The 21,768-nt window shown below is 70.8% G+C and carries 15 protein-coding genes; 7 read left to right on the top strand and 8 right to left on the bottom strand.

Annotated elements, in window-relative coordinates:
- Positions 1-77: 77 nt before the first annotated feature.
- Entirely contained in the window at positions 78-623 is a 546-nt protein-coding gene (locus tag VZQ01_RS17610; RefSeq protein ID WP_141324180.1) for a hypothetical protein, read from the top strand.
- Between the two features lie 9 nt (positions 624-632).
- Here the strand turns inward: VZQ01_RS17610 and VZQ01_RS17605 are convergent, their stop codons facing one another.
- Positions 633-3,368, bottom strand: coding sequence for a sensor histidine kinase (locus tag VZQ01_RS17605; protein WP_426748426.1), 2,736 nt, complete (start codon positions 3,366-3,368; stop codon positions 633-635).
- Between the two features lie 214 nt (positions 3,369-3,582).
- On the opposite strand from VZQ01_RS17605, the gene VZQ01_RS17600 reads away from it, so the two are divergent.
- Positions 3,583-5,529 carry a potassium transporter Kup gene (locus VZQ01_RS17600; protein WP_425537600.1) on the top strand — a complete coding sequence of 649 codons (1,947 nt, stop codon included), beginning with the start codon at positions 3,583-3,585 and terminating at the stop codon, positions 5,527-5,529.
- 601 nt (positions 5,530-6,130) lie between these two features.
- Positions 6,131-7,153, top strand: a complete 1,023-nt coding sequence (locus VZQ01_RS17595; protein WP_223751439.1) for a hotdog family protein — start codon at positions 6,131-6,133, stop codon at positions 7,151-7,153.
- Here VZQ01_RS17595 and VZQ01_RS17590 read toward each other — a convergent pair whose 3' ends face one another.
- Together VZQ01_RS17590 and VZQ01_RS17585 are read right to left on the bottom strand one after the other, a co-directional pair.
- Positions 7,154-7,735 carry a TIGR02265 family protein gene (locus tag VZQ01_RS17590; protein WP_223782206.1) on the bottom strand — a complete coding sequence of 194 codons (582 nt, stop codon included), beginning with the start codon at positions 7,733-7,735 and terminating at the stop codon, positions 7,154-7,156.
- A 63-nt stretch (positions 7,736-7,798) separates the two neighbouring features.
- Entirely contained in the window at positions 7,799-8,536 is a 738-nt protein-coding gene (locus VZQ01_RS17585) for a metallophosphoesterase (RefSeq protein WP_074948436.1), read from the bottom strand.
- Between the two features lie 441 nt (positions 8,537-8,977).
- Between VZQ01_RS17585 and VZQ01_RS17580 the strand changes: the two genes are divergently transcribed.
- Together VZQ01_RS17580 and VZQ01_RS17575 are read left to right on the top strand one after the other, a co-directional pair.
- Complete coding sequence (locus VZQ01_RS17580; protein WP_426748425.1) at positions 8,978-10,606, top strand: golvesin C-terminal-like domain-containing protein; 1,629 nt, start codon at positions 8,978-8,980, stop codon at positions 10,604-10,606.
- A gap of 25 nt (positions 10,607-10,631) precedes the next feature.
- Positions 10,632-11,714, top strand: a complete 1,083-nt coding sequence (locus VZQ01_RS17575; RefSeq protein ID WP_408888375.1) for a TolB family protein — start codon at positions 10,632-10,634, stop codon at positions 11,712-11,714.
- Between the two features lie 3 nt (positions 11,715-11,717).
- Here VZQ01_RS17575 and VZQ01_RS17570 read toward each other — a convergent pair whose 3' ends face one another.
- The 3 genes from VZQ01_RS17570 to VZQ01_RS17560 form a co-directional block, all read right to left on the bottom strand.
- Positions 11,718-14,114 carry a sensor histidine kinase gene (locus VZQ01_RS17570; RefSeq protein ID WP_426748424.1) on the bottom strand — a complete coding sequence of 799 codons (2,397 nt, stop codon included), beginning with the start codon at positions 14,112-14,114 and terminating at the stop codon, positions 11,718-11,720.
- 194 nt (positions 14,115-14,308) lie between these two features.
- Positions 14,309-15,064: a carboxypeptidase regulatory-like domain-containing protein gene (locus VZQ01_RS17565; RefSeq protein ID WP_223782209.1), complete on the bottom strand. Its 756-nt coding sequence runs from the start codon at positions 15,062-15,064 to the stop codon at positions 14,309-14,311.
- A gap of 701 nt (positions 15,065-15,765) precedes the next feature.
- Positions 15,766-17,016 carry a hypothetical protein gene (locus tag VZQ01_RS17560; RefSeq protein WP_426748423.1) on the bottom strand — a complete coding sequence of 417 codons (1,251 nt, stop codon included), beginning with the start codon at positions 17,014-17,016 and terminating at the stop codon, positions 15,766-15,768.
- 241 nt (positions 17,017-17,257) lie between these two features.
- Here VZQ01_RS17560 and VZQ01_RS17555 point away from each other — a divergent pair, with 241 nt between their 5' ends.
- Positions 17,258-18,250 carry a hypothetical protein gene (locus VZQ01_RS17555; RefSeq protein ID WP_426748422.1) on the top strand — a complete coding sequence of 331 codons (993 nt, stop codon included), beginning with the start codon at positions 17,258-17,260 and terminating at the stop codon, positions 18,248-18,250.
- 66 nt (positions 18,251-18,316) lie between these two features.
- Here the strand turns inward: VZQ01_RS17555 and VZQ01_RS17550 are convergent, their stop codons facing one another.
- On the bottom strand, positions 18,317-18,988 hold the full coding sequence (locus VZQ01_RS17550) for a DsbA family oxidoreductase (protein WP_141324169.1): 672 nt from the start codon (positions 18,986-18,988) through the stop codon (positions 18,317-18,319).
- Between the two features lie 161 nt (positions 18,989-19,149).
- A complete protein-coding gene (locus VZQ01_RS17545) occupies positions 19,150-20,151 on the bottom strand; it encodes an ATP-grasp domain-containing protein (protein ID WP_426748421.1) in 1,002 nt (333 codons plus the stop codon).
- Between the two features lie 79 nt (positions 20,152-20,230).
- Here VZQ01_RS17545 and VZQ01_RS17540 point away from each other — a divergent pair, with 79 nt between their 5' ends.
- Positions 20,231-21,664, top strand: coding sequence for a sigma 54-interacting transcriptional regulator (locus VZQ01_RS17540; protein WP_194869094.1), 1,434 nt, complete (start codon positions 20,231-20,233; stop codon positions 21,662-21,664).
- Positions 21,665-21,768: the final 104 nt, after the last annotated feature.

The raw sequence follows: 21,768 nt of genomic DNA, 5'->3' as shown, positions 1-21,768 counted from the left end.
GGGGAGTGGGGCTGTCGCGGTATGCGATGGGAAGAAGGACGTTTCAAGGAAGGTATTCCACGACGAGGAGCATTCCGATGAAGCGCTTTCTGAGCCCGCTGCGGCGGGGGGTATTGGCTCTGGCGGTGGTCCTGGGGGCGGGGGTGGCGGTATCCGCGCCGAAGCAGGACGCCATCAACCTGCGAATCGCCCGGCAGCAGTACAACCTGGTGATGACGTCCGATGAAGTCACCGGCCAGGACTTCCAGGTGACCCGCACCAAGGATGGGCTCCGGGGCCGGACGTACCTGGGCGTGGTGGACGTGAAGTTCAAGGACGGCGAGGTGAAGGGCTCGCTGGGCCCCGCCGCGGTGAACCTGAAGGTGAAGCGCGACGGCGACACGGTGGAGGCCGAGGGCGGCTTCGGCGGCCGGCCCGCCACCGTGAAGTTCACCAAGGACGAGCTGAAGATCTACATCCGGGACTGCACGTACCGGCTGAAGGCGCGCGAGCCGGGGCGCTCCTACGCGGGCCGTCGCAGCTGCGACTCCGTCACGGTGCCGGAGTCGGAGGTCTGGCTGCCGGATGAGTTCCTCGCCGCCAGCCCCGAGGAGAAGGCCGCCCTGCTGCTGCTGGCGCTGTGAGCCGCTGGCTCAGGGGCGGGTGCGTGGCAGCTCCACGCTGAAGGTGGAGCCCACGCCCAGCTCGCTCTTCACGGTGATGAGGCCCCCCATGGCCTCCACAATCTGGCGCGAAATCCACAGCCCCAGGCCGAAGCCGCCGTAGTTCCGCTCGGACACGGCGCGCTGGAAGCGGTGGAACAGCCGCGCCAGGTTCTCCTCGCTGATGCCGATGCCGCCGTCCTGCACCTCCACGCGCACCGACGCCGGGCCCACCGTCATCACCACGTGCACCGGGTTGCCGCGCCCGTACTTCACCGCGTTGCTCACCAGGTTCGTCAGCACCTGGTCGATTCTCAGCTTGTCCCAGAGCCCGAACGACTCCGGCGCGAGCGTCAGCTCCAGCCGCGTGCCCGTGCGCTCCAGCTCCGGCTCGAAGCGCTCCACCACCTCGCGCACCAGCGCCGACAAATCCAACGGCTCCGGGCTGAGCTCCAGCCGCCCCGCGCTGATGCGCGACACGTCCAGCAGGTCGTGGATGAGCTGCGTCTGGCGCTTCACCTGCCGGTCCACCACCTCCAGCGCCCGCCCCAGCCGCTCTGGTGTGAGGGCTGACGGCCCGCGCTTGAGCCCCGCCAGCAGGCTCTGCACCTGGAGCTGCAGCGCGCTGATGGGCGTCTTCAGCTCGTGGCTGGCGATGGAGAGGAACTCCTCGCGCAGGCGGATGGCGTGCCGGGCCTCGCGGTACAGCCGCGCGTTGTCGATGGCCAACGCCGAGCGCCGCGCCAGCTCCTGCGCCAGCGCCAGGTCCTGCGCGTCGTAGTCGCGCCGCGAGGTGACGAAGGACAGCGCCCCCAGCGTCTGCCCGCGCACCTGGAGCGGCACGCACAGCCACGCCCAGCAGCCCTCCCCACCGGGCGGGCGCACGCACTCGGGAGCGTCCGCGCTCAGCCCGGTGCGCAGCTCCGCCTCACCGGAGGCCACCACCCGCGCGACGACGGCGAGCCCCGGCGAGGGCTGCCCGTCCGACGCGCGGAAGCCCGCGTCCGCGTGCGCCGAGGCCACGCACCGCACCTGCCCGTCCTCGTCCGCCAGGAAGACGCCGCAGCAGTCCGCGTACGACGGCACCGCCAGGTGCGCCACGCGCTCCAGCGTCTCCTCCTGCTCCAGGCTGGTGGCCAGCACGCCGCCCGCCTCCGCCAGGAAGCGCTGCGCGCTCTCGCTGCGCTGCCGCTCGGTGACGTCCACCGCCATGCTCAGCACCTGCTCGGAGCCGCCGCTCGCCGGCTGCACCACCGCCGTCCACAGCGCCACCTGCAGGGGCGTGCCGTCCTTGCGCATGCGCTGCATCACCGCGCCGCCCAGCGACTCACCCCGGCCCGCGCGGGCCAGGTTGCGGCGGAACTCCTCCTGCTTGCCGGGCGGCACCACCGGCAGCACCTGCCCCATCGCCTCCTGGGCCGTCCACCCGAAGATGCGCTCCGCGGCCGGGTTCCACATCCGCACCGTGCCATCCGCGTCCACCAGGATGATGGAGGCCGGCGAGGCCTGGATGATGGCCGCCAGCCGCTCGTTGACCTCGGCCAGCTGCGCGCGCGCCCGCTCCTCCTGCTCCAAGAGCCGCGCCCGCGCCAGCGCCTGTCCCGCGTGGTGGGCGAGCAGCTCCAGGAACGCGCGCTCGTCCGCGTCGAACACGCGCGGCGCGGAGAAGGCGAACAGGAGCGTGCCCAGCGCCCGACCCTCCACCGTCAATGGCAGACACGCCGACGCGGGGGAGGGCGCGCGGATGGCGTGGTGGCGCTTCTGGTCCACCTCCGGGTAGCGCGCCGTCAGCGCCTCGGGGGACTCCAGCCACACGGGCCGCCCCTCGCGCAGCGCCTCCGTCACCGGCCCCCGGCTCTCCAGCGGGAGCAGGCCGAACGCCTCCTGCACCGAGTCGGCGTCGTCATAGCCCGAGCACCTCAAGAGCCTGGCGTGCCCGTCCTCCTCCACCCACAGCCCGCCGCGCGTCGCGCCCACCGCCTCCACGCCCTGCTCGACGATGACCTCCGCCACGCGCGACGCCGACAGCACCTGGGACAGCTCCGCCGTCACCCGCTGCAGCCGCGCCAGCCGCCCCGCCGCCACCTCCGCCGCCTGCCGCGCCTGCTTCTCCGCCGCGTACGCGCGCGCCACGTCCAGCGCCATCGCGGCCCGGTCCGCCAGCTCCTGCAGGAGCAGCTGCTCCGCGGCCTCGACGGTGCGCTCGGGCGTGGGGGCCTTCCACACGGTGAGCGTGCCCAGCGCCTTCCCCCGGGCGCGCAGCGGCAGCACCATCCACCGCGTGAAGGGGAAGTCCTCCAGCAGCCCGTGCTGCTGCGGCGGCACCAGCTGACGCAGCTCCTCCGGGCTCGCGTCCGGCGCCCACTGCGCCTCGCCCGTGCGCAGCACCTCGCGCGAGGGGCCCTCGTCCGCGCGCAGCGCCGGGGGACTGAGCGTCTGGAACAGGAGCCGGGCCTCGGGCGAGGCGGCGGCCGAGGCCATGGTGCGCAGCCACAGGCCGTCCTCGGACAACAGGCGCAGCGTGCACGCGGCGCCCAGGAAGGGCACCACCAGGGCGCACAGCCGCTCCATCACGGCGGGAGGCTCCAGGCTGGCGTCGGCCAGCACCCGCGACGCCTCCGCCAGCAGCGCCAGGCGCTCCTCCACCTCCGGGGCATGCGCCCCGAACTGTCGTGCGTCCGCGTACCGGGATACCGCCATCGTCATCGCGCCCCCGCGAGGTGGCATGGGAGCACGTGAAAGCAGGCAGGGGCATGTCCCCCGTGGCCCCCCGGCCTTCCTTCATGGCCAATCAACATACGCCCCCCTCTGACTGTTCGTTCCGGACGCCTGCTCCGTCGCGGACCGACGGAAGGAGCCGGCCTGGGGCTACCTGCTCGCACATGGGCGCACCTGGACGTTGGAATCCACGGGGCCCGTCTCCGGGTGGGTTGCTACTCATGTGGGTTCGGCTAAAGGGGGGCGCGTGAAAGCCACCACCACCGGAGTACCGGGCGGCGAGGAGATTCGGGAAGGCCCCGATACCTTCAAGCGCACGGCGCTCCTGGCCCTCGGGGCCCTGGGCATCGTCTATGGCGACATCGGGACGAGCCCGCTCTACGCGCTGCGCGAGTGCTTCACCGGCCCGCACGGCATCCACCCCACGCCGCAGAACGTCCTCGGGGTGCTGTCGCTCATCTTCTGGTCCCTGCTCATCATCGTCTCGGTGAAGTACCTCATCTTCGTGATGCGGGCGGACAACCGGGGCGAGGGCGGCATCCTGGCGCTGATGGCGCTGGTGATGCAGCGGCAGAAGGGACAGACCCACCTGAACCGCCCGGTGCTCATCACCCTGGGCATCTTCGGCGCGGCGCTCCTCTACGGTGACGGCCTCATCACCCCGGCCATCACGGTGCTCAGCGCGGTGGAGGGCCTGAGCGTGGCCACCCCCGTGTTCGAGCCCTTCGTCGTGCCCATCACCCTGGCCATCCTCTTCGTCGTCTTCATGGTCCAGCGCCACGGCACGGCGGGCATCGGCGCGGTGTTCGGCCCGGTGATGTGCGTGTGGTTCTTCACGCTCGCGGCGCTGGGCGTGAAGGAGCTGGTGCACAACCCCGCGGTGCTGGGCGCGCTGTCCCCCGTGCACGGGGTGATGCTCTTCGTGCACAACGGCTGGCACGGCTTCCTGGTCATGGGCGGCGTGTTCCTGGTCGTCACGGGCTGCGAGGCGCTCTACGCGGACATGGGCCACTTCGGCTGGAAGCCCATCCGCTGGGCGTGGTTCGGCGCGGTGCTGCCGGCCCTGATGCTCAACTACCTGGGCCAGGGCGCGCTGCTCCTGCGCGACGCGAGCGCGGCGCGCAATCCGTTCTACCTGCTGGCCCCCTCGTGGATGCTCTATCCGCTGGTGCTCCTGTCGGCGGTGGCGGGTGTCATCGCCTCCCAGGCGCTCATCTCCGGCGCCTTCTCGCTGACGCGCCAGGCGATGCAGCTGGGCTACAGCCCGCGCATGGAGGTGGTGCACACCTCCGCCGAGGAGATGGGCCAGATTTATCTGCCGGGCATCAACTGGGCGCTGATGGTGGGCGTCTTCACGCTGGTGCTGACGTTCCGCTCCTCGAGCGCGCTGGCGTCCGCGTACGGCATCGCCGTGTCCACGACGATGCTCATCACCTCCGTCATGGCCTACGTCGTCGCCCGCGAGCGCTGGGGCGTCAGCCGCGCGCTGGCCCTGCCCGTGGCGGGCGTGTTCCTCACGGTGGAGCTGGCCTTCTTCAGCGCCAACGCGATGAAGGTGGCGGACGGCGGCTGGTTCCCGCTGCTGCTGGCCGTCGTCATCTTCACCCTGATGACCACGTGGAAGCGCGGCCGCGACATCCTCGCCGCCAAGCTGCGCGCCGCGAGCATCCCCCTGAAGGAGCTGCTCGGCAGCTTCGGCGACCACCCGCCCGTGCGCGTGCCGGGCACCGCCATCTTCATGACGGGCAACGCCGAGGGCACGCCCCCCGCGCTGCTGCACAACCTCAAGCACAACAAGGTGCTGCACGAGCAGGTGGTGCTCCTGACGATGCAGACCCAGGACGTGCCCCACGTCCCCGCCGAGGAGCGCGTGGAGGTGGAGCCCCTGGAGCAGGGCTTCGTCCGCGTGGTGGCCACCTACGGCTTCACCGAGAACCCCAGCATCCCCGACGTGCTCAAGCGCTGCCGGGAGAAGGGGCTCCAGTTCCAGCTCATGGGCACCAGCTTCTTCCTGGGCCGCGAGACGCTGATTCCCTCCAAGAAGCCGGGCATGGCCATGTGGCGCGAGGCGCTCTTCTCCTGGATGAGCCGCAACGCCCGCAGCGCCACCGCCTACTTCCGGATTCCGCCCAACCGCGTGGTGGAGCTGGGAAGCCAGGTCGAGCTGTAGCCGTCATGCGGTAACCCCGGCCCGAGGCTGGCCCCGGGGCGCGCCCTCCACCCGCGCGCCCCGGTGTGGCCCCTCCCGCCCGGTGGAAAACCCCCGATGAAATCCCCCTCGAAATTCCGCCCCGATGCGGGAGTCTCCTGTCCGGTTGCGTCCGGCCACGTGAAACCCGCGTGGCGGCGTCCCTGGAATCCGCGTTCACGTTCCCGGAATCACCGCCAGGGCTGTAATCCTCCGCCGTTGGCATCACTTCCGCTTGGGGGCCAGAAAAGACGCGCTGCGTCTGGGCACCCAGTGACGGTGTAACTCTCCGGAAACACGGGCCGGCTCGCTCCGATAATGGGGTGCTGCTCACCCCAGTCAGCGCGTTGACGCTACGCGTTGAGTGTGGGTGTGGGGGGGCTCTTCGGCGCACTCCTGGTGCAGTGAAACGGTGATTTCTTCCTTCCACGGTAGAAAATTACCGCTCACCAGCAACATTCGGCACGCTGTGGCGAGAATATTTTCATCAGGCAGAAATAATCCTGTACTGACGGAAGGCAGCTCGTTTACAGTGCTTTCAGGTGTCGCGCAGAACCCCGTGTCCGAACTGAGGTCATCCCCCATGCTCGACGTCGCCCCCGCCTCGCTCCTCTCCTCCGCTCTCTCCTCCGGCGCCCCCTCCGCGACGCCGTGGAACGACGTCCCGCAGCGCGACTGGTCGAACCTGGCCCCGCACACGGTGCTGAGCGCGCAGGAGCTGTACCCGCGCATCTGCGTGCGTGATCCGTACTTCGCGCTGAAGGACGTGACGGTGATGGGCAAGGGCGAGGTGGTGGCGCGCATCCCGGTGCAGCAGGACCCGGACGCGGAGGCGGGGCTCATCGGCATCGCGGAGGCGGGCCGTCACCTGGCCATCCTGGGCTCGTGCGCGTCCGCGCTGGTGGCGCCCAAGGACGGGCAGCACTTCTACCTGGCGTGCGGCGCGCGCGGCGAGTGGCTGCGCCGCGAGCCGATGGCGCGCTCCACGGACCTGCTCTGGGGCCTGGCGCAGGCCAGCCTCACCGGCAAGCGCACCGCCACCGCGCGCACGCTGCTGTCCGCGCCGGACGGCACCCCGGTGTTCCGCCTGGAGGTGGACTACAACGTGCTGTCCGCCGCCGCCTTCACCCGCCTGTTCGGCGAGGCGCGCCAGGACATGCGCCGCGAGCCGCGCCGCGACGACGGCATCCAGCGCACCCCCGAGGAGTGGGCCCGCCTGCGCTCCAACCCGTACGGCAAGGCGCTGGCCCTGCGCGACTGGCGCCCGGACGATGAGAGCCTCACCGCGTCCCTGGGCCCCGTCACCCCGGAGATGTGCAAGGGCCACTTCGCCCTGCACCCGGTGATGCCCGTGGCGATTGTGGCGAGCGGCATGACCCGCGTGGCGACGACGCTCCTGCGCAAGCTCGAGGGCGCGCCGTGGGCGCGGGTGCTGGCCAAGGACGTGCGGCTGAAGGCGGACAGCCTGGCGTACGCGGGCCAGACGGTGGTGTTCGGTGCGCACCGCCGCTCGCGCGATGGCGCCAACCACGTCTTCTCCTGCCAGGCCTCGGTGGGCGAGCGCGTGGTGGCGGAGCTGGACGTCACCTACGAGCGCGTGGAGTAGTCACTCCCAGGTGATGTCGTAGTCGACGCGGTCGATGCCCTGCGGATGGGCCTTCGCCGTGCCCTTCAATCCCAACACCTTCAATGCGCCGGTGAGGATGCCCTCGTGGTACGCGGGGGGCAGCATGTCCCGACGCACGCGCAGGGTGCCGGACTTGGGCCCCGTGGTGACGTACTCGCGGGTGCCGTACGTGACGGCCGCGCTGTAGCCCATCTGCGCCCCGGAGAAGAGCTTCTGCGGGTCTCCTCGGGAGATGATGCCGAAGATGAGCATCCCCGGGCCCGTGGAGTAGCGCGTGACGTTGGACTCACCACACGCGTGGTACACGGCCTCCTCGGAGCCCAGCGGCTCCTCGAGCGCGTCCGCCGCCAGGTACAGCAGGTTCAGGAACTCCTGCACGGGGTAGGTGCGCAGGTCCGAGTAGTCCTTGGCCAGCGCCCCCACGCGCACCTGCTCCATCGCGGCCAGTCCGGCACGCTGTTGGACCAGGCTGAACACCGCCTTGAAGAACAGCCCTCGCACCGCGTCGCCGGGCTGCGTGGCCGCCAGTCGCGCGGCGAGCTCCGACTTGTTGGACGGCATCTCTCCACTCCTGCCTCGGTGACCGGCCCTGGGTGTATGGACGATGAGCGGTGGAGCTTATCCTCACACCTCGTCGAGCAGCACGGGCGAGAAGCCCGCCGCGTCGCACGACGCCAGCACGTAGCGCACGCCGGCCCGCTCGCCGGTGAAGCCCGCGGGGATGCCCGTCGAGTGCAGGTGGCCGTACACGCACACCTTCGGCTTGAACGCCTCGATGGGGTCGCTGAACGCGGTGGCCTTCTCGTTGGCGTACAGCGGCGGGAAGTGCACGGCGGCCACGCGCACCAGCGGCGTGGGACTGGCCGCCTCCTTCTTCTTCGCGTCCTCGATGGACGTCGCGAGCCTGCGCGTCTCGCGCTCCACGTAGCCCTGGTCGATGGGCTCGTCGCCCATCTCTCCGCCCGGCATCGGCGGGGCCTCGGGCGCCGTCCACAGCCGCGTGCCGGCAATCACCCACGGCCCCATCACCGCCGCGCTGTTGTGGAGGAACGCCTCCAGCGTCTTGAACGGCTCGAGCAGCTTGCGCAGCTTCGACGCCGAGTCGCCCCACCAGTAGTCGTGGTTGCCGCGCACCAGGAGCTTGCGCCCCGGCCGCTCGTCCAGCCACTTCAGGTCGTCCATCACCTCGTGAGGCCGAGTCGCCCAGGAGATGTCCCCCGCGACGATGACGATGTCCTCCGGCCGCACCTTCTCGTCCCACGCGCGCTGCAGGGGCCGCGGGTGCTCCATCCACCCGAAGCGCTCCATGTCCTTGTTCCGCGTGGAGGGCAGGTGCGTGTCGCCGATACCGAAAAGCCGCATGGCCCCCTCATAGCGGATGATTCGACCTCCCGCGCCTGGAACCCGGCCCGCCACCGAGGCCGCCTCCCACCTGGCCGGACGAGGCCCCATCCGGCCCCGTGGGAAAAGACGAGGGACATCAGAAAATGAGTAAAACGTGTTTACATGACCCCTGTCCCGAAACACGCCACTGCGACACCGGCGGCCATTCCGGACGCGCCGGGTGGGTAGCCCTCTGTGGGCGACCTCGTGAATTCATGGGCTTGAAATGTTGACTTGGGCTCCGGTGCCCGAGTGGGAGGAGGTAGGGGCTGGAGCATCGACGCTCCAGTTCTCGTGGGTTGGGAGGCTGAAAGCGGGGAAGTCGGGGTTGGCACGCATGGTGCTCAGGGCACGCCGCACCGCCGCTCCCGAGGACGGGTGCGGAGCGCAGAGCTGCTGATCCCCTCTCAAGGAGCTCCCATGCACGTGTTGAGTAAGACGTTCGCGGCCACCGCCGCGGCCCTGGCCCTGTCTGCGTGTGGTCCGCAGCAAGAGGCGCCGCCGCCGGAGGCCCCGCCTTCCACGGAGGTGCCCTCGGGCGCGGCGGACGACGCGGCCCGCGCCATCGCGGACCAGGCGCGCCGCACCCCCAGCGAGCTGGACGCGCTGTTCGCCCAGGCGGCGAAGGAGTTCGACGTCCCGGTGAGCCTGCTCAAGGCCATCTCCTACACGGAGACGCGCTGGGAGCACGTGAAGGGCGAGGAGGAGTTCGAGGGCCGCCCCGCGGCGTTCGGTCTGTTGGCCCTGCGCGGTGAGAAGATCACCCAGGGCGCGGCGCTGGCCGGTGTGACGGAGGACCAGGTGCGCGGCGAGCCGCTGGCCAACCTGCGCGCGGGCGCGGCGCTGTTGTCCAGGCACGCCACCGAGGCGGGCATCGACCGGAAGGATTTGGGCGCGTGGGCTCCGGTGGCGGTGGCGCTGACGGACATCACCGACCCGGACGTGCAGGCGTACTACGTCCACAACGAGGTCTACGCCACGCTGCGCGACGGCGCGGGCGCCTTCACGCCCGAGGGCAAGGTGGCCGTGTCGCTCGAGGGCGCGGCGGTGGAGGCGAAGTTCGCGCTGCCGAGGATGCAGGCGCTGGCGGCGGGCCCGGACTACGGCGCCTCCATCTGGCGCGCGTCGCCCAACTACAACGCGCGTCCGTCCGGCACCAACGTGTCGATGATCATCATCCACACCTGTGAGGGCGGCTACTCCGGGTGCTGGGGCTGGCTGACGAACTCCGCGGCGGGCGTGTCCGCGCACTACGTGGTCAACGAGAGCGGCAGCGAGATTTCGCAGCTGGTGCGTGAGTCCAACCGCGCGTGGCACGTGGGCGCGTCCTACGACTGCAACCTCAACGGCAAGGTGGACTGCGGCCTCCAGGGCACGTCGGTGAACCACTTCTCGGTGGGCATCGAGCACGGCGGCTTCGCCAGCCAGTCGTCCTTCCCGGCCGGGCAGATCGACGCGTCCGCGAAGCTGTCCTGCGACATCACCAAGGGGCAGGGCATCGTCCGCGACAGCTACCACATCGTCGCGCACGGCCGGCTCCAGCCCGCGTCCCGCACGGACCCGGGTCCGAACTGGCCGTGGAGCAGCTACATCAGCAAGATCAAGAGCTACTGCGGTGACGGCGGCACGCCCACGGGCACCATCGTCGTGGACAGCCACAACGCCAACAACGACACGAGCAAGGCGCGCGCGGACGTGCCCGCCTCGTGGGCGGCCGGCACCAGCGCCGGCTACTACGGCAGCGGCTACTACTACGCCTCCACGCAGCCCATCTCGGAGCCGGTGGTGTTCAACTTCTACCTGGCCTCGGCCGGCACGAAGACCATCGACGCGTGGTGGGTGGCGGGCACCAACCGCTCCCCCGCGGCGCCCTTCATCATCAACCACGCGGGCGGCAATGCGACGGTGACGAAGAATCAGCAGACCGGCGGCAGCGCGTGGAACACGCTGGGCACGTACTCGTTCAACGCGGGCTGGAACACGGTGCAGCTGAGCCGCTGGGCCACCGAGGGCTACGTCGTCATGGCGGACGCCATCCGGGTGCGGTGACGTGAGGGTGCGAGGCCTCGAACGGATGCCGCGTTCCTGGCCGTGGTGGGCGCGGTGGAGTCTCACCGCGCTCGCCGTGCTCGGCGTCGGATGTTCCGGCCGGTGTGGCGGGACGTCGGGCGCCGGGCCGCTGTCGAAGGAGGAGGCGCGCGCCATCCCCGGCGCGGTGGTCTTCCTGTCGGAGCGGGCGGGTCAGAAGGACGTGTGGCAGGTGAGCCCTGACGGGACGGAGACGCGAATCACCAAGGGCCCCGAGGACGAGTACCCAGGTCCCGTGGCGCCGGATGGGAAGTCCCTGCTCGTGGTGGCGGTGCGGGAGCAGGGCGGGATGCAGTTCCAGCAGCTGCGCGTCCAGCCGCTCGCCGGTGGAGACGCGCTGCCGCTGCATGCGCCCCGGGCGCGCTCGCGCAACGCGAGCTGGGCGCCGGACGGCACGTGGCTGGTGGCCGAGTCGGACGCGCAGGGCTTCAGCGACCTGGTGCGACTGGAGCCGCGCGAGGGGGTGCAAGAGGTGCGGCTGACGCAGGTGAAGGAAGGCTGCTTCGAGCCCGCCATCTCCCCGGACGGTCAGGAGGTGGCCTTCGTGTGCAGCCGCGAGGGCGACCCGGAAATCTACGTGACGAAGGCCGACGGGACGGCCGAGCGGCGCCTCACCGCGTTCCATCGCGAGGACCGCTCCCCGGGTTGGAGTCCGGACGGGAAGTGGCTCGTCTTCATCAGCGACCGGGAGAACCGGGAGCGGCTGTACCTGGTGCGGCCGGATGGCTCGGAGCTGCGCGCGGTGTCGGGCGAGCACTTCTCCGGTGACGAGCGCGAGCCGGCGTTCAGCCCGGACGGCCAGACGCTGGTGTACGTGAGCCGGGCGTCGGATGGCAGAAGCCGCATGTGGCGCGTGCCCGTGGCGGGCGGCGTGCCGGTGGCGCTGACGGACGGCCAGCGGCGCGACGACATGCCGGCGTGGAGCCCGGATGGGAAGTACCTGGCCTTCGTGTCGGAGCGCGAGGGGAACACGGACGTGTACCTGATGCGCGCCGATGGCAGCGGCCAGACGCGCCTCACCACCGCCCAGGCGCCGGACTGGCTGCCGCGCTGGGTGGCGCGACGGTAGGGCTCACTCCTCCAGGCCCTTGGGTCCCATCTCTTCCTCGGGAGGGTGGGGCTCGGGGCCCTGGGGCGTGGCGGGCAGGCTGAAACAGAAGGTGGAGCCCTGACCCGGCTCGCTCTCCACCCAGATGCGTCCGCCGTGGGCCTCGATGATGAGCCGGCTGATGTAGAGGCCCAGCCCCAGGCCCTGCGTGTCGGACTCGCTGCCCTGACGGGTGCGGAAGTACTTGTCGAAGACGTGCTCCGCGTCCTCGCGCGCCAGGCCCGGGCCCTCGTCGCGCACCGCCACCACGACGTGGTCCTCCGGCGAGGCGGACACGCGCACGTGGATGGGGCGCCCGGCGGGGCTGTACTTGGCCGCGTTGCCCAGCAGGTTGGTGAGCACCCGCTCCAGTCGCGCGGTGTCCACCCACGCCAGGGGCACGGGTGTGGCGACCTCCAGCAGGAAGCGCTCGCGCAGGTCCGGCGGGACGTCGCGTTCGAGCACGCCTTCCAGGAAGCGCACCACGTCCGTCGGCTCGCGGCGCAGCTCCACGCGGCGGGACTCCAGGCGCGAGCCCTCGAGCAGCTCTTCAATCATGGACTTCATCCACTCGACGTTGCGGAGGATGGCCTCGGTGAGGGCCTCCTCGCGTGCCATGCCGCGCTCCTTCAGCGCGTGGGTGAGCAGGCTGGCGCGCAGGGTGATGCCCTGCAGGGGATTGCGCAGGTCATGCGAGATGAGGCTCACGTACTCCTCGCGCAGGCGCTCCAGCTCGTGGCGGGTCGTCAGGTCCTGGCCGGTGACGACCACGCCGCGCGGCTCTCCCTGGGGGCCGAACACCGGCGCGGCGGTGATGAGCACGGGCGTCGTCCCGCCATCGGGCCGCGTGATGAGCAGCTCCTCGGGGCCCACGACCTCGCCGGTCCGCACCGCTCGGGTGGAAGGCAGGTCCTCCATCGTCAACGGACGTCCGTCGAGATGTCTCAGCCGGTCCAGATAGGCGCCACGCCTGGGGTGCTCCGGCATCGGGCCGAGCATCGCCTGCGCGAAGGGATTGGCCAGCAGCAGCGAGTCCCGCCTCGGGTCCGTGAAGAGCACGCCCACGGGCGCGTGGTTGATCACGGCCTGCACGAGTCCGCGTTGCACCTCGGCCTCTTCGTGCGCCGCCCGGAGCCGGGCGGTGGCCTGCTCGCGCTCGGTGACGTCGCGCAGGACGACGAGCAGGCTGGGGCCCTCGGGGCCATGGACGTTCCGCAACCGGGCTTCCAGCGCAACCGGGGTGCCGTCCGCGCGTCGTCCGCGCAGGGCGCGCGCGGTGGAGTCTCCGTCCAGACGCTGGCCGCCGAAGAGTCCCTCGGGGACGAGCACCTCGACTCCGTGTCCGAGCAGGGCTTCTCGGGGGTGGCCGAACACGCGCTCCGCCTCCGCGTTGACGAAGCGCATCCGTCCGCTCGCGTCGACCATGAGCAGGGGCTCGGGGGTGGTCTCCAGCAGGCCGCGGTAGCGGGCCTCGGAGGCGGCGAGCGCGGCGGTGGCGCGGCGTTGTCCTGCTTCGAGCAACTCCAGCGCGCGCGCCACCAGCAGCACGAGCACCGCGCCGCCCGCGCTGAGGAGCGTGGCGAAGAGAGGCAGCTTCGCCTCGCGTCCGAGCAGTCCCGCCAGATGGAGCAGGGCCAGGCTCGCGCCCAGCACGGTGGGGCCCAGCAGGGCGAGGGGCACCATCCGCCGCGCGAGGAAGCCGCCCAGCGAGTCCCGGGTGAGGCGCTCCGCCAGCCCTCGCTCGGGCCGCGAGCAGGGCACGCCCACGCCCAGCAGCAGCACGGCGATGGCGGTGTAGAGGCCCATGCTGCGCTGGGCCGGGAAGGTCTCTCCCGCCGCGCCGACGAGCGGGCCGAGCAGCAGGCCATTGAAGCCCAGGAGCGCCACCAGCACGGCCGCCATCACGAGCGCGTCGTTCCACGACAGTCGAGGCCCCTTGCGCTCGGGGAGGAGCATCGCGGTGCCGAGCAGGAGCAGGCACAGGGCGGTGAGCGGCGAGGGGCGGATGCGCAGGTCGAGCACGCCGGACGCCTGGGTGAAGAGCACGTCCAGGGGGCCCATGGGAGGCATGACGTCCTGCGCGGCGCTGACGCAGCCGATGAGCCACATGCCGGCGGCGCAGAGGGCGGACAGTCTCCGGCGCGTGCGGGAGGAGCGGGCAGACGACCTCAGGGCCAGGGCCAGGCCGCCGAGCACGAGGGCCAGGCTGGTGCGAGGCGCGGTGGCGGGTCTGCTATCGCCCTCGGGAAAGAGGGGGCGCGCCGAGAGCAGCCAGCCGGTGAGGGTGGCCAGTCCCAGCAGGAGGACGACCAGCGCCGCGACCCAGGCGAGTGCGCGGGCCACGCTCTGGTTGCGGGTCTGGCCCCCGCCATTCGGCTGCATCGGCGCCCCCCTGGGCCGCGCGGAGGTGGCGGTCGCGCGCGGACGATGTCGTCACACGCGTCGGTCCTCCGACTCGCTCCTCACGCACCTGTCCGGGAGATGGATGCACATCGCGTCCGAGCCCCGCGTCGCACGGCGGGGCAGGGTGGACGCTCGGCTGCCCAGGCCGCCGTGCGCGGGGCGCGTGCGCCCAGTCAGGGCGCGGCGGGCGCGTAGATGCCGGGGTAGACAGTGAGCACGAAGCCCCACCCGGGCGCGACGGAGGCGTTGCGAGCCACGTACGTGTCGTCACCCTCGACGCCGAGTCGGAACGTCTCCGCGTCCAGGCCGGTGTGGACGTAGATGAACAATCCATCCGAGGACGTGCCGACCTGGTCGACGCCGTTGAAGTCCGCGGACGGGTAGAAGATGCGCTCGGCCAGCTCGCTCCGGTCCGGCACCACGCGCACGCCCGCGCGAGGCTGTCCGCTCGCATCGACGACGCGTCCCAGCACGAAGCCCGCGTCGCGCAACGTGCGGGCGCGATCACTCGTCAGCCCGCGAAGGAGGGGCTCACCGAAGGTCGTGCTCAGCGCGTCATGGAACTGTTCGGGCAGGGCCCACACGCTCGCCTCGATGACGTCCGTGCGGGGGCGTGCTCCGGTGAAGACGCTGTCGTAGACGGGCGTGAGCGTGCGCACCAGGCCCGCGCCTTCCAGGCTCGTCGCCAGCCCCTGGTGGACCTCGCGGACGGGGACGTCCTCCACGGCGAAGGCGCCATCGGCTTCCACGGTGCCGGTGCCGAACGTGGGGTTGTCGTCATTCACCGCCACCCGGAGCGGCTCCTGGATGGCGATGGGGACTCCGTCCAACGTGGGCGTGGGTTGTCCCTGGGCGGCGAGCCATCGCTCGGCCTCGGGGAGCACGCGCGCGCGTCCGCTGACGCGGATGCGGAGGTTGTCCAGGTCCACCGACTCGGCATCCTCGGTCTGGAAGCCAGGGTCGGGGGCAGGGCCCCCGGAGCCACAAGCGGACGACGCGAGCCCGAGCAGTACACAAGAAGTCAGAAGAAAAGGGCGCTTCATCGCTCGCCAACATTTCCATGCCCTCTTCGCACGGCAATCCACCGCCGGGCTCTCCGTCCCCTGTTCGACGACTCGCCCCCACCCTGGAAAGCAGACACCGGGCCGCCCACCCGTCCGAGAGGGACGTGGGACGTGACCCGGTGTCTTGAATCCATCAACTCCGAGGCGCGCTCGCGCCATGTGTTTCAGGGCCAGCCCCACCTCGGAAGCGAATCCAACAACCTCCGAGGTGCGCCTGGTGAGTCAGCACCCGCCGCCAGGTCCATCGACTCCGAGGTGCTCGCGGCTGGTGAGTCAACACCCGCCGCCAGGTCCCTCGACTCCGAGGTGCTCGCGGCCGGTGAGTCAACACCCGCCGCCAGGTCCATCGACTCCGAGACGCTCGCGGCCGGTGTGTCCCGCCGCCAGGTCCATCGACTCCGAGGTGCGCCTGGTGAGTCAGCACCCGCCGCCAGGTCCATCGACTCCGAGGTGCTCGCGGCTGGTGAGTCAGCACCCGCCGCTAGGCCCATCGACTCCGAGACGCTCGCGGTCAGTGAGTCCCGCCGCCAGGTCCCTCGACTCCGAGGTTGCTTGTGCTCGATGAATCAGCGCCAGCCGCCGCCGCTGCTCTTGGAGCCGGAGGAACCGGAGCGGCCACTCGGCGCCGAGGAACCACCGCTAGAGCTCCGACCGCCACCGCTGCTCGAGCCGCTGCTGCCACGCCCGCCACCGTTGCTCCAGCCGCCGCCACTGCTCCCGCCGCTACTGCTGCCGCTGCTGCCGCGCCCGCCACCGTTGCTCCAGCCACCACCGCTGCTGCCGCTGCTCGAGCCGCTGCTGCCGCTGCTCGAGCCGCTGCTGCCGCGTCCGCCACCAGTGTTCCAGCCGCCGCCGCTGCTCCCACGTCCGCCGCTGTTCCCGCGGTCATTGCCACGGTCGTTATCGCGGTCATCGTCCCGGTCGTTGTCGCGGTTTCCGCGGCCGTAACCACCGCCGGAGTTGCCGCCGCCGCTCGGAGGCGTGCCGCCACCGCTGTTCCCGTACCCACCGCCGGAGCTACCACCGCCGCTCGGAGGCGTGCCGCCACCGTTGTTCCCATAACCACCGCCGGAGTTGCCACCACCGCTCGGAGGCGTGCCGCCGCCGTTGTTGCCGTAGCCGCCGCCGCTGTTGCCCCAGCCGCCGCCGTTGTTGCCACGGTCGTCATCGTCGCGGTCCCGACCGTGGCCGCGTCCCGGACGCGAGCCACCGTTGTTGTCCCGCCCGTAGCCACCGCCGTTGTTGTTGCCCCCGCTGCTGCCCCAGCCACCACCGTTGTCGTTGTAGCGCGAGCCGCCGCGAGGAGGCTGCGTGCCCCAGCCCGTGCCACCCGGAGGCGGACGGTCATTGTCGCGAGGCGTGTAGTTGCGCGTCGTCGTCGGCCGCGAGCCGGGCCGCGTGTAGCTGTAGACCGCGGAGGCCGCGTGGGTCCGGTCGTACACGTAGCCGCGGTTGCGCTCCCAGCGGTACGCCCGACCCGACGAGGGGTAGTAGTCGTGCGAGTGCCGCCCGTGGTGGTGGCACGCGACGCCCAGCGGATCCAGGTGGAAGTCCCAGTACCAGACCACCGCCGGACCCCGGTAGTAGTACACGTCGTCGGTGTACGTGTAATACGTCGTCGACGGCTGGTAGCCGTGCGAGTGCACGTGGTCATACGGGCACCAGCCACCGCCGTCGTCATCCGGAATGGGGTGGTAGCCCGAGTAGCTGTACTCGACCACCACGGCGCGGCGAGCGGCGGGGCCGTGATAGTGGGCGTAGCAACCCGTTCCCATCATCAGGGCCAGGGGGATGGCGAGTGCGAGCAATCGGCGCATGTGACGAGTCTCCCGCGCGAAGGGCCTCTGCAGCCAGTCCCCCTTCGCGACCACGGAATTCCAGACGCGCAGGCCCCGAGAAAATTCACGCCCCCACGCTTCCCGCCCGCCCGCCACCTGCTTAAGCGCCCCTGTGCCCTGGTGAACACAGGGCTGGCTGGTGTAGGTCCTTCACGGAAGGACGGCGCGAGTCGAGGCAGCCGGGGTGAACCGGACCCGTCGCGCGAGGAGCAGGGCACTCATGTCGGATTCGGATTTCGGAAGGGCGAGGGGCGCGACGTGCCCGCTGCACCCGGATGACCTCGCGCAGCGGACCTGTACGCGCTGCGGCAACTTCATGTGTGACACGTGCAGCGAGCGCGGCACGCAGTCGCACTGTCCCCCCTGTCGCGCCCGCGAGGGCCTGGGCCGGGACTTCCCGTTGGACCGGGACAACTGGTCCTTCAGCCGCCTGTTCGACGTGTGCCTGGACGCGTTCAAGCGCGAGTGGGTGATGCTCAGCGTCGGCGCGCTGCTCGTCTTCGCCGCGTCCATCGGCGGAAACCTCCTGTCCCAGATGTTCTCGTTCATCGGCGCCGCCACCGACAGCGTGGTCGCCATGGTGATGACGACGCTGGTGGGCATCGCGCTCACGTGGGTGATTCAGGGCGCGGTGACGCTGGGCTTCCTGCGCATGGCCATGGACGTGCTCCAGGGCCAGCGCGCGGACCTGGCGCGCGTGTTCTCCCAGTTCTCCAAGCTGGGCACCTACCTGCTCACGATGCTGCTGACGTTCGCGCTGGTGCTGCCGCTCGTGTTCGTCGGCCTGGGCATCCTGGTGGCCATCTTCGTCGCCGGCGCGGGTATCTCCCTGGCCGAGCTGAACTCCCTCTCCGAGTTCGACGGCGCGATGCGGGGCGTGTCGCCCGGTCTCATCGGCTTGATGGTGCTCGTGTCCGCGGTGCTCTACCTGGGCCCGGGCATGTGGCTGATGCTCCCGCTGGTCCTCGTGCAGCCCGCGCTGGCGGACCAGGAGAACCCCACCGCGCTGGAGACCCTGCGCCTGGCCTACACCCACGCCAAGGGCTTCCGGCTCTCCATCCTCGGCGTCCTGGCGCTGGGCGGCTTCATCGTGGCGTTGGGCTTCATCCTGTGCTGCCTGCCCGCGCTGCCCGCCATGGGCCTCTTCCAGCTGCTGCTCGCGGGCCTCTACCTGGCCATCAGCCGCGGCGGACGCCAGGAGCGCTTCGGCTGAAGCCGGAGGACCTGCAGCCCACGGGGCCCGCGCGGCAGGGCGGGCCCCGGTGACGGCTTCGGTGCTTCAGTGCACCAGCCGCTCTGAAGAACCCGAGCGCGGCACGGCCACCCGGCCCATGCAGGCCAGGATGTGCTCGCGGTACTCGGACAGCTCGCGCAGGCCGCACAACATCCAGCGCCCACCGATGACCAGCGTGGGCACGCCGCGCACGCCGCGCCCGGCCGCGTCGCGGTGCTCATCCAGGATGAGCCGGCGCGTCTCCTCGGAGCGGAAGGCGGCGGAGAACTCGTTCATCGCCAGGCCCACGCGCGACGCCAGCTCGAACACCACGTCCGGCCGCGACACGTTGACGCCCTGCTCCAGCGCCGCGCGCTGCATCGCCCGCGCGAGGAACATCCGCGCATTCGGGCCCTGCAACCGCGCGGCCTCCAGCGCCGCCAGCGCCGGCACGCTGCTGCGCGGCGGGTCTCCGCCCAGCCACAGGTCCGTGGAGAGCAGTGGCGCGGTCAGGTCCGCCTCGCGCTGCGCACGCTGCACTTCTTCCACGAGCCCGCGCTTCTCGCGCTCCGTGGGAAGCACGTCGTGAACGCGCAGAGGGTAGGGCCTCACGCTCCAGCGGACGGCGTCGCCGAACTCCTGGCGCAGTACGTCCAGGCGCAGGTCGGCGAGATAGCACCAGGCACAGAGCACGTCCTGGTAGACGGTAACCTGCAGCGGCTTGTGCAGCGTTTTCATGGGGGGCCGCCAGATTAGAGGCCACGCCGCGCCGCTGCCAACTCCCCATGACAACCGGCCCCTGAAGGCATTCCTGTGTTCCTGTGGAGCATGCAAGGTGCCTGCGGCCCCGGCTGCTCGCCTGCTTCAGGGCATGCGAGCAGTCTCGAACACGTCGTCCACTACTCGCCGGTCATCCGCGGAGCGCCGGCCTTCGCCGCCGCGTAAGCCAGCGCGTGCTCGACGATTTCTCCCGCGATGTCGCGCCCCGTCGCCCTCTCCAACCCCTCGAAGCCGGGGCTGGAGTTGATCTCCATCAGCCGGGGACCCGCGTGGCCCTCCAGCATGTCCACGCCCGCCACCTCCAGGCCGATGATGCCCGCGGCCCGCACGGCCGCCTCCGTGTATGCCGCCGGAAGCTCGATTGCCTGCCCTTCACCACCGCGGTGGATGTTGGAGCGGAACTCGCCCTTCTTCGCGCGCCGCCGCATCGCCCCCACCACGCGCTGGCCCACCACCAGCGCCCGCACGTCCCGGCCCTCGCTCTCCGCGACGAACTCCTGGAGCACGATTTCCTGACCCAGGTCCCAGAACGTATCCAGGATGGTCTGCACCTCCGGCAGCGTGTGCGCAATCATCACGCCCACGCCCTGGGTGCCCTTGATGAGCTTGATGATGACGGGCAGCCCGCCCACCTCCTCCACCAGCTTCTTCACGTTGCTGCGGTCGTGCGCCATCACCGTGCGCGGGATGTCCAGTCCGGAACGCGACAGGAACTGCAGCGCGCGCAGCTTGTCCCGGCTGCGCGCGATGGAGGTCTGCGGGTTGAGCACCGGCACCCCCATCATCTCGAAGTGGTTCACCACCGCCAGCCCGTACGCGGTGATGGACGCGCCGATGCGCGGCACCACCACGTCCACGCCGCGCATCTCCACACCGCGGTAAGTCATGCGCGGCGTGCCCTGCGCGAGCAGCAGGCAGCAACGCAGCGTGTCCAGCACCAGCGGGCGGTGTCCCCGCTCCCGGATGGCCGCCACCAGGCGTCGGGTGGAGTACAACGAGCGCTTCCGGGACAGGATGGCCACCGTCTTCTTCACGCGGCCACGACGCGGCGCGGGATGCTCGGGTGCCTTGGACCCAGGCATGGCCGGGGCCTTCTTCTGCTGGATTTTTCGGGGAGACATGGGCGGAGCAATCGAGCGTAGCACGTACCCGCGGACACAGGCGGCTGCGGGGGGCGCGTTTGCTATCCTCCCGTGACAGATGAGCGCGACAGATCCGCATCCCGACGACATCCACACCAGCCCCGGAGATGCCGCCGGGTTAGACCTCGCCCACTCCCCGTTGTTGGGAGAGACGCTCGTGGTGGACCCGCGCACCACGGTGAAGCTCCACAAGTGCCGGCTGGCCGTGACGTCCGGGCCGGACACGGGCCGCTCCGTGGTGAGCGACAAGGAGCGCCTGCGCTGCGGCGCGCACCCGGGCAACGACCTGATTCTGGTGGAGGACCGCACCGCCAGCCGTCACCACTTCGAAATCCAGTTCACCGAGCGCGGCTACCTGCTCGTGGACCTGGGCTCCACCAACGGCACGTTCCTGGACGGGCGCAGGATTGAGCGCGCCTACCTGTCACCGGGCTCGCAGATTCGCGCGGGCTCGTCGGTGCTCACCTTCGCGCCGCTCGACGAGGAGGTCACCGTCGAGCCGGACCGCGACGGCGAGCTGTGCGGCATGGTCGGCCAGAGCATGAAGATGCGCCAGATATTCGGGCTCATCAAGAAGATCGCCCCGCTCGACGTGTCCGTCATCATCCAGGGCGAGACGGGCACCGGCAAGGAGCTCGTCGCCCGCGCCATCCACGAGCTGTCGGGCCGCAACAAGTCCCCCATGGAGGTGCTCGACTGCGGCGCCATTCCGCCCAACCTCATCGAGAGCGAGCTGTTCGGTCACGAGAAGGGCGCCTTCACCGGCGCGGTGAGCGGACGGCCCGGCGCCTTCGAGCGCGCGCACGGCGGCACCATCTTCCTGGACGAGCTGGGCGAATTGCGCCTGGACCTTCAGCCCAAGCTGTTGCGCGTGCTGGAGAACCACGAGGTGCGCCGCGTGGGCGGCAACGACGTCATCGAGGTCAGCTGCCGCGTCATCGCCGCCACCAACCGCGACCTCATGAAGGAGATACAGGCCGGCAACTTCCGCGAGGACCTGTACTTCCGCCTCTCCGTCATCACCATCCAGCTGCCCCCGCTGCGCCAGCGCCGTGACGACATCCCCCTCATCCTCAAGGGGGCCCTCGCCGCCCCCGACGTCGTCCAGAAGCACGGCAAGAAGCGCTTCTCCGCCGAGGCCATGGGCCTGCTCATGGCCTACCCCTGGCCCGGCAACGTCCGCGAGCTCATGAACGTCCTGTCGCATGTCTTGACGTTCAGCGAGGGTGAAGAAATCCAGCCGTCGAGCCTTCCTCCGCGCGTGCGGGGTCAGGCGCGGGAGGGCCCGCTGCCGTTCAACGAGCACCTCTCCTTCAAGGACGCCAAGGAGCAGCTGCTGGAGAACTTCGAGCGCGAGTACGTCACCAGCGTGCTCACCCGCTGCGAGGGGAACCTCTCCCGGGCCGCGCGCGAGAGCGGCCTGCACCGGAAGTCCATCGAGCGGCTGGTGAAGAAGTATCAGCTCGACACCAAGGGCATGAAGCCGCGCTGACCCTGGGGGTGTTTCCACCCCGCCCCCGGCGCATGTGACAGACATGAGACATGACGCGCTCGGTCTGTAGCGCCCACTGACAGACATCCCGCCCCCACGGGCAA

Source organism: Myxococcus faecalis (assembly GCF_050039385.1).
Taxonomy (GTDB): domain Bacteria; phylum Myxococcota; class Myxococcia; order Myxococcales; family Myxococcaceae; genus Myxococcus; species Myxococcus fulvus.
This window is presented reverse-complemented; position numbering and strand designations above follow the sequence as displayed.